Origin of the sequence: Mesorhizobium sp. M0983 (assembly GCF_040318975.1) — a bacterium.
Classification (GTDB): Bacteria; Pseudomonadota; Alphaproteobacteria; order Rhizobiales; family Rhizobiaceae; genus Mesorhizobium.
Genome location: NZ_JAMYNH010000051.1, coordinates 1 through 7,455 on the forward strand (window position 1 = coordinate 1; position 7,455 = coordinate 7,455).

The following is a 7,455-nucleotide window of genomic DNA, read 5'->3' on the forward strand; positions in this document are numbered from 1 at the left end:
CCAGAACCCGGCCTGTCCCCGCATCCGTCTCCTCCCGGCAAATCACCCGCCGATTGAATCAGAAATGCGCCGAAATGGGGAGGTTCTTCGAGGCGTCCAGATGGGGCCATGAACCAGGTTCGGGCGAGCGGCCGTCGCGTGCGGGAAGCTTATGGCGGCCCATTCCGCTCGTGTGCTGCTTCAAGGTGAGTTCGATCTGCCGGTGCAGCCGATACGTTTGCAGAGCCTCTTGGGCGGCCATTTCATCGGCCGGGACCGACCTCAGTAGTATAACGGAGTCTACTGCGGTGACGGTCATCGGCTGCAGTCTGTTGTGTACGGCGGGCCTCGCTGATGCCCCACCTTGCCGCCTGCCCGCAAGAGCGACTTGCCTCGGCTCTTCCGTTGCTGCCCGAATGCTCTGAGAGCACGTCCATCTCGAAACGTCGCGGGGGTGCAGGAGCGCGTAGACGGCGTTCTATTTCAGAACGAGTGTTCGCGGTCTCCGGCTGATCGCGATCACCGTGGCAGTGAAATGAACAATGATCGAAGCGACGCAGGAGTGGCCGATTTTGCAGCAAACGCTGGTCGACGTGCGGAAGTCTCATTGCGAATCATTCTGAGGCTCGTCGGCTTCGAAAGCACACATGAGAACATGGCGCCATGCCCGGGATGGCATTGAAACTGCATCATGAGCATTGATAGAGGAGCGGTGAGATGCGAATTGGGAATAATTAGCTAACCGGCTTTTCAGCGTTAGACCGTCGGCTCGTTGACGGACTGGCGGGGCCCCCGAGGGCAACGCCTGCGTTCCACGAAGCGGTTCATTCACATGCTGTGTTTTATTCCCGGAGTACGGCAATCCCACCTGCGAGGAATCCAGACTGGCCAGAGAGTGGAGATAGAAAGGACAGTGGGGGCGGAACGGGCGATGGATCAAATCTTTTGCGCGCGCGGTGAAGTTCGGCTTGTGCCTGGCGGGCGCGGGCTGCGTCTACGATCAGATTGCCAATGACTTTCCCCTTTCCACCACCTCGCTGCATGATGGGAAAAAGCTTTACCAGCAACCACCGGCTTTGCACCGCCCAAGCGAAGGCGAGGGAGTACTACACGTGCTACCACGCCGCCAGCCCGGAAGCTCAGCGCTGAAATGGGCGGCCCCTCATTCCAATCCGCGCTTTCGGTGACAACCAGTTCGCAACCATGATCGACTACCGGGCGGCGACCCGCGTGCACGTCGCGCGCTTGGCGGATTCTCCCCAGGCCCGCCGGTCTTTGATTCTGAACCTAGCCTGCATGAAGGGCCATCTTGTGAAGGACGAGTGCGTGACCAAGTACAGGCCGCCCCAGATGCCGAAAGAAACGGACCTGACGAAGAGCCCTCTATACGATGAAAAGGACAAATATGCGCTGACGGGTGTGCTCAATGAGGACACAGGCGCCTATGGGTACACCTCGAGATCGGCCACTCAGCCTTTCGTGAACAAGGGCGGGCAGCACTTCCGGGATGCCTTTCAAAGCAAAAACGGCCTAACTTTCAAGCAGTGCGCCGACACGCTCGAGGCGCTGCTCGATAAAGATTGCGCGCTTAGCGAAGAGGCCCAGTTCGCGGCCGGCCAGACCATCTTAAACTTCAGGCGACTCTACGCTGCGGAGGCGCACTGGGGACATGCGGAGAAGGTCGTGATGAAGACCCTCGCCGAGCACGGTTTGATGTCAATGGCGGAAACCGAAAAGCTAGACGCGTCTCTGATGTTCGAAGAACGTAACAAAAACCTGCTGAAGCGCAACACCAGCTTGGCGGGGCCGTGGCTGCACAAACTCGACACCCGGCTTCAGGAGATGCGATCCGGTTACGATCCCGCGGTAGTCAAGGATCTGAACCAAAGAGAAATTGCAGACATGAAGAACCTACCTATTGCTCACTTCAAATTGAATGAGAAGGGCAACGGATTCGAGGATTGCTCATGCGCCAACGCCGTGGCCTGCATCAACCATGCACGCTTGATGAGCGGACAGCAACGTCTCTCAAAGGAAGAGATCATTGTAATCATATCCTGTCTCCACGCGGTATACGACGACACGAGCTCGATCCGGCATACGCTCCATGAGGTAGCGCGTGGCTGTTTCGCGGGCGCTGGGTACCCGCTCGAGGATGCAGATGCGTTCTACTCGAACGTCTGTCGCAAGGCAGCGCAAGAGTATTATGGTGGCAGGAACCTTTCTGATTGCGGCGCCAGCGTTTCGTGGTTTGCCCGCCGCTGCCAAAACATCCGATTTAGGCATATTCTTAAAGTGGTCAGTGCTCTCCAGCAGGGCCCGCACCGCCTGGGCGGCACCAGCATTGCCAAGGATCTTGACGATATCATCGTTGCTGAGCTTCTGGCCGCCGCTGAACTCCAGCTTAGCCAGCGCCTCCGCCTTAGCCAGCAAGCCTGCACTGCTTGGGCGGCACCAGCGGTGCCCAGGATCTTGACGATATCATCCTTGCTGAGCTTGTGGCCGCAGCTGAACTCCAGCTTGGCTAGCGCCTTCGCGCTTTTCAGCAGGGCCGGCACCGCCCGCGCCGCGCCGATTTTGCCTAGGATCTTGATGATATCATCTTGCTGAGCTTCGGGTCGCCGCTGAACTTCAACTTAGCCAGCGCATCCGCTCGTTGCCCAGCAGGGCCGACACCGCCTGCGCCGCGCCAGCCTGGCCTACGATCTTGACGATATCATCGTTGCTGAGCTTCTGTCCGCCTCCGAAACTCCAGCTTAGCCAGCGCCTCCGCCTTTTCCAGCAGGGCCGGCACCGCCTGCGCCGCCCCCTCATTGCCCATGATCTTGAGGATGTCGCCCTTGCCGAACGTGTCGCCGCCGAACTTGAGTTCCGCCAGCGCCTCCCCGTTTTCCCAGGCGCTGCCGGCCCTGCGAGCCCGGCGTTTCCCTTTCGAGCTTGACCGCGCCTCCGTATGACTCTCCTCCAAGGCGATTGCCGGTTGCGCCCCGTGCCGCGCCAGCAACGCCGTATGATCGGCGATGACGTCTCGAAAATCCAGCGATGCGCTCTCGGAAGTCTGGTCACCAGTTCGTGTGTGGCCGCCGGCACTGATACACCGCAGTCATATCCGTTCCTCTGCTGCGCCATCTCGCATTCCCACCCTGTCGCCTCTCCAAACTTCGCTGAGGACGGGTCTCCCCGGAACTGCTCGACCATCCGCCATGCCCGTTCACAATAGTCCCCGCCCCTCGGCGAGCATAGACTTCGGCACCCCAAAAAACGTCTCCGGCAAGTGCTTCCTGAGGATGCCCAGGGCCTCCTCGTAGTCTTCCGCTTTTTCACGTGCTCCCCCGTCGACGGCGGGAAACCCTGCAGTGCTGTGGCTTGGGCCGGCAAGGGGCTGCGGGGAGAGCTCCAGAAGCTGCTGTACCCCCTCCCGTGGCAGAGCCTCGTCCATAGCGGCCAACGAGAGGTCTTGCCGCGGATGCGCGTTGGTTTGCGGATATGTCGCGCTGGCCGCGTCCTCATCCGCCGGCACAACAAGGCTGCCGGCGCGAGTGGGCGCATCGTGTTCGTCCGGGCTCGCTGGCGGCAGGTCTCCCCTGAACTGCGCGACAATCCGCCATGCCTGTCCGGAAAAGTCCTCCTCCAAGGTGAGCGAAGACTCCGCCAACTCCCACCTTGTCTCCGGCAACTGCTCCCCGAGGGTGCCCCAGGGCTTCTGCGGCGAGGGCCCATCCGTCGCTGGCACGTTGTCTGGAAAGCTGGCCAGTCCGATCGTGCTAACCGGATCCGCGGGCGGTGGATTGAGCCCCGTCAGGGCCTGCGGGAAAGCCCGGGGCGCCGGGCTGAAGTTACCGTTCTTTGGGATCATGACGTTATTTCCTGTTTATCCTCCGAATCAAAGGGTGCACTATGGGCCAGGTTCTTCATGGCAGCAGCCCACATAGGTCGCGGATGCGACGACGCCTTTTGCGGACTCCTCCAAGACGGTCCTGATCTCGGCCTTTTCTAGAAACCGTCCGCCCCCTGCAGCCGCTGGTGAGTCATCCGATCCCACTTCGAACCTCCCTGAATCGATAGCGTGCATGGCGTCTGACTGGTGGTTCGCCTTTGCATGACCCGCATTTGAAGTTCTGAACACGAGCGTCTGAACTGTATGCCCGGCAGGAGACTGAGCTCCTGCCGGGCCGGGTACGCCTTGGGAGGTGGCGTAAGTCAGAGACTCTCATGACCACTCAGTCGGTGCGTTTTGCTGAATAGTGTGCATGTTCCGTGCCAAGGCAAAAAGCGTTCAAAAACACCCGAGAGTCAGCTTCCTTTACGTTGCGTACGGTCGCGTCCCTACAGGTGGTGTAGCTCGGCGGTAGCGAAGCCGCTCGCGAGCGCGCCCTCGATAGCGCTGTAGCGAGCGAGCGGCTTTGCGGTGGTCATCGACAGTTCGCCGGTAAGGTCGGGTTGCTGACACCAACCTGATTCGAAGGAACCATCGATGACCGACGACATGATGAACCTGCGCGCGCTCGTGGAGAAGACTCCTGATTCCGATCTCTTGCGCGAGATGATTGGCTTTGCCGCCGAGCGGCTGATGGAACTGGAGGTTGGGGCCGCCACCGGCGCCGCCTATGGCGAGAAGAGCCCATTGCGCACGGCCCAGCGCAACGGCTATCGCGAGCGCGACTGGGAGACGCGCGCCGGCACCGTCGAGCTGCGCATCCCCAAGCTCAGGAAGGGCTCCTATTTCCCCGGTTTCCTAGAACCGCGCCGCATGGCCGAGAAGGCGCTGACCGCCGTCATCCAGGAGGCCTACGTCCAGGGGATCTCGACCCGCTCGGTCGACGACCTGGTCAAGGCCATGGGCATGAGCGGCATCTCCAAAAGCCAGGTCAGCCGGCTGTGCGAAGAGATCGACGGCAAGGTCAAAGCGTTCCTTGAAAGACCCATCGAGGGCGACTGGCCATATCTCGACGCCACCTACCTGAAGGTGCGCCGCGGCGGCCGCATCGTCTCGGTCGCCGTCATCATCGCTGTCGGCGTCAACGCGGACGGCCGGCGCGAGGTGCTGGGCATGGAGGTCGGCACGTCTGAGGCCGAGCCGATCTGGACGGAGTTCTTGCGCAAGCTGACCCGCCGCGGCCTGCGCGGCGTCAAGCTCGTCGTCTCCGATGCCCATGAAGGCATCAAGGCGGCCGTCACCAAGGTGCTGTGCGCGACATGGCAGAGGTGCCGCGTCCACTTCATGAGGAACGTGCTGGCCCATGCCGGCAAGAGCGGGCGCCGCGTCGTCTCCGCTTTCATCGCCACCGCCTTCGCCCAGGAAACGCCCGAGGCCGCAAGCACGCAATGGCGCGCCGTCGCCGACCAGATCCGGCCGAAGGTGCCGAAGCTGGCGACAATCATGGACGACGCCGAGCCCGACGTGCTTGCCTACATGACTTTCCCCAAGGAGCACCGCGCCAAGCTGCACTCGACCAACCCGATCGAGTGCCTCAACGGCGAGATCAAGCGGCGCACCGAGGTCATCGGCATCTTCCCAAATGATGACGCCATCGTCCGCCTGGTTGGCGCGATCTTGCTCGAACAGAACGACGAATGGGCCGTGCAGCGCGCCAGGTACATGACGCTTGTGTGGATGCCAGCCGTTTTGCAAGGAAGATTTTGAACCTTTGAACGTGATCGAGTGCGGTCTTGTGTCAGGCCTTGAGTTGCGGCCATGACGTGCCGCGGGCCGGTATGGTGATACGCGGATCAGGTCCAAATCTAGAAAGCGAGCGCGAGGCTCGGTGCGTCATTCTGGTTTCCTGACCCCGATCTGATCGATCATTTGCCCATGCGGTTCAGGCCTTCCTCACATCCCCGACGGACCCGGTTCAGGTGTGCTGCTGAATGCTCATGCAGGCACCGTTGCCGGATTCCGGTAATCCTCTTCCTTCGTCAGCATGGCCCAGATGCCACGCGCCATCTTGTTGGCCAGCGCAATGGCCACGAGCATGCGCGGCTTCTTCGGCATCATGCGCGCGAGCCAGGAGCCCTCGGGCGCGCCCTTCCGCGATGCCCATCGGACCACAGCCATGGCTCCAATGATGAGCAGGCGTCGAATATCGCATTGGCCCATCTTCGAGGTTTTTCCTAGTCGTTGCTTGCCGCCGGTCGATTTCTGCAACGGCACGAGCCCAAGCCAGGCGGCGAAGCCACGGCCGCATTTGAACGTCTCCATGGGGGGCGCAAAAGTTTCGATCGCCAGTGCGGCGATTGGGCCAACGCCAGGCATGGTTTGCAAGCGCCGAGATGCCTCAGCTTCCCTCGACAGAGCATCGATCTTCTTCTTCAGTGCGTCGATCCGGCCAGTTAGCTGGTAGATCCGGTCCAGCAGATCGCGGCAGATTTCGCGGGCCAGATCAGGCAAATTGGCGTGCTCGTCCTCAACGAAATATTCAAGTCGGTTCAGATAACGAATTCCCTGCGGCGCGATGTGGCCGAACTCATAAAGGTGCGCACGCAATGCGTTGACCAACTCAGTGCGCTGATTGACCAGCTGTTCCCGGGTGCGAAACAGTATGGACCGAGACTGCTGTTCCTCGGTTTTCGGTTCGACGAAGCGCATCGTTGGCCGTTGCGCTGCCTCGACGATCGCCTCCGCATCCGCTGCGTCGTTCTTCTGCCGCTTGATGAACGCCTTGACATAGCGAGGTGCAATCAGCTTCGGCTGATGGCCAAGCCGGACCATCTCGCGGGCCCAATAATGGGAACCGGCGCACGCCTCCATCGCCACGACACATGCCGGATGACCCGCCATGAATTTGCAAAACTGCAAGCGCGACAGCTTCTTGCGAAATACGACTGATCCGTCAGCTGCCGCCCCGTGCAGTTGAAAGACGTTCTTTGCCAGATCGACCCCGATGATGGTAACCTTTTCCATGGATGCCTGCCTCTCCTTGCGTGGCGCTAACACCACAAACTTGGCACATTGCGATGCCGTCGGAGAAGGCTGGCATCCACCCCATCTGGAAACCATCAGCCAAATGAGCGATGATCCGCTCATCAGCCTGCCAGCCGTGGCACGCTGATCAGCCCGGCCCCTTGCCGGAGAGCGCGGCGACCAAGCCGTCAGCTACACCACTCCCTGGGACACGATCTTGCGTGTACTCGACATTGTCGGCTATCTGACAATGCCGAACCTGCCTCGCGGCTCGACAGACGCTTGAACCAGACCGCACCGGCAATGTCGTTCGCTGCCATGTTGACCGGGCGAACCGGTATTGACCGGGTTTTGGCTCCGAACTATTCGCCGGCTGACGCACAGGGCGGACTACTTTTCAAGTGAGGAACTCTTTGTACCCTCCGTTCATGAGGGCGCGGCCATGCGGGACGGCGCGGCGAATGCGGTCGCGCATCTGGACGCCTCGAAGAACCTCCCCATTTCGGCGCATTTCTGATTCAATCGGCGGGTGATTTGCCGGGAGGAGACGGATGCGGGGACAGGCCGGGTTCTGG

6 protein-coding genes are annotated in these 7,455 nt (G+C 60.9%); 2 read left to right on the forward strand and 4 right to left on the reverse strand.

All coding sequences use genetic code 11. The features are described from left to right. The first annotated feature begins 1,143 nt into the window (after nucleotides 1–1,143). Nucleotides 1,144–2,589, forward strand: coding sequence for a XopAG/AvrGf1 family type III secretion system effector (xopAG, locus tag NKH71_RS33120; protein ID WP_352896591.1), 1,446 nt, complete (start codon nucleotides 1,144–1,146; stop codon nucleotides 2,587–2,589). A gap of 106 nt (nucleotides 2,590–2,695) precedes the next feature. Here xopAG and NKH71_RS33125 read toward each other — a convergent pair whose 3' ends face one another. From NKH71_RS33125 to NKH71_RS33135, 3 genes are all read right to left on the reverse strand, one after another. Then, entirely contained in the window at nucleotides 2,696–2,983 is a 288-nt protein-coding gene (locus NKH71_RS33125) for a hypothetical protein (protein ID WP_352896582.1), read from the reverse strand. A 207-nt stretch (nucleotides 2,984–3,190) separates the two neighbouring features. Further along, on the reverse strand, nucleotides 3,191–3,835 hold the full coding sequence (locus tag NKH71_RS33130; RefSeq protein ID WP_352896584.1) for a hypothetical protein: 645 nt from the start codon (nucleotides 3,833–3,835) through the stop codon (nucleotides 3,191–3,193). A gap of 470 nt (nucleotides 3,836–4,305) precedes the next feature. Then, a complete protein-coding gene (locus tag NKH71_RS33135) occupies nucleotides 4,306–4,467 on the reverse strand; it encodes a hypothetical protein (RefSeq protein ID WP_167391251.1) in 162 nt (53 codons plus the stop codon). On the opposite strand from NKH71_RS33135, the gene NKH71_RS33140 reads away from it, so the two are divergent. Next, on the forward strand, nucleotides 4,454–5,623 hold the full coding sequence (locus tag NKH71_RS33140; protein WP_502900460.1) for an IS256 family transposase: 1,170 nt from the start codon (nucleotides 4,454–4,456) through the stop codon (nucleotides 5,621–5,623). The genes NKH71_RS33135 and NKH71_RS33140 overlap by 14 nt on opposite strands. Before the next feature lie 228 nt (nucleotides 5,624–5,851). Here NKH71_RS33140 and NKH71_RS33145 read toward each other — a convergent pair whose 3' ends face one another. Beyond that, nucleotides 5,852–6,880 carry an IS110 family RNA-guided transposase gene (locus NKH71_RS33145; protein ID WP_352896588.1) on the reverse strand — a complete coding sequence of 343 codons (1,029 nt, stop codon included), beginning with the start codon at nucleotides 6,878–6,880 and terminating at the stop codon, nucleotides 5,852–5,854. Nucleotides 6,881–7,455 lie beyond the last annotated feature (575 nt).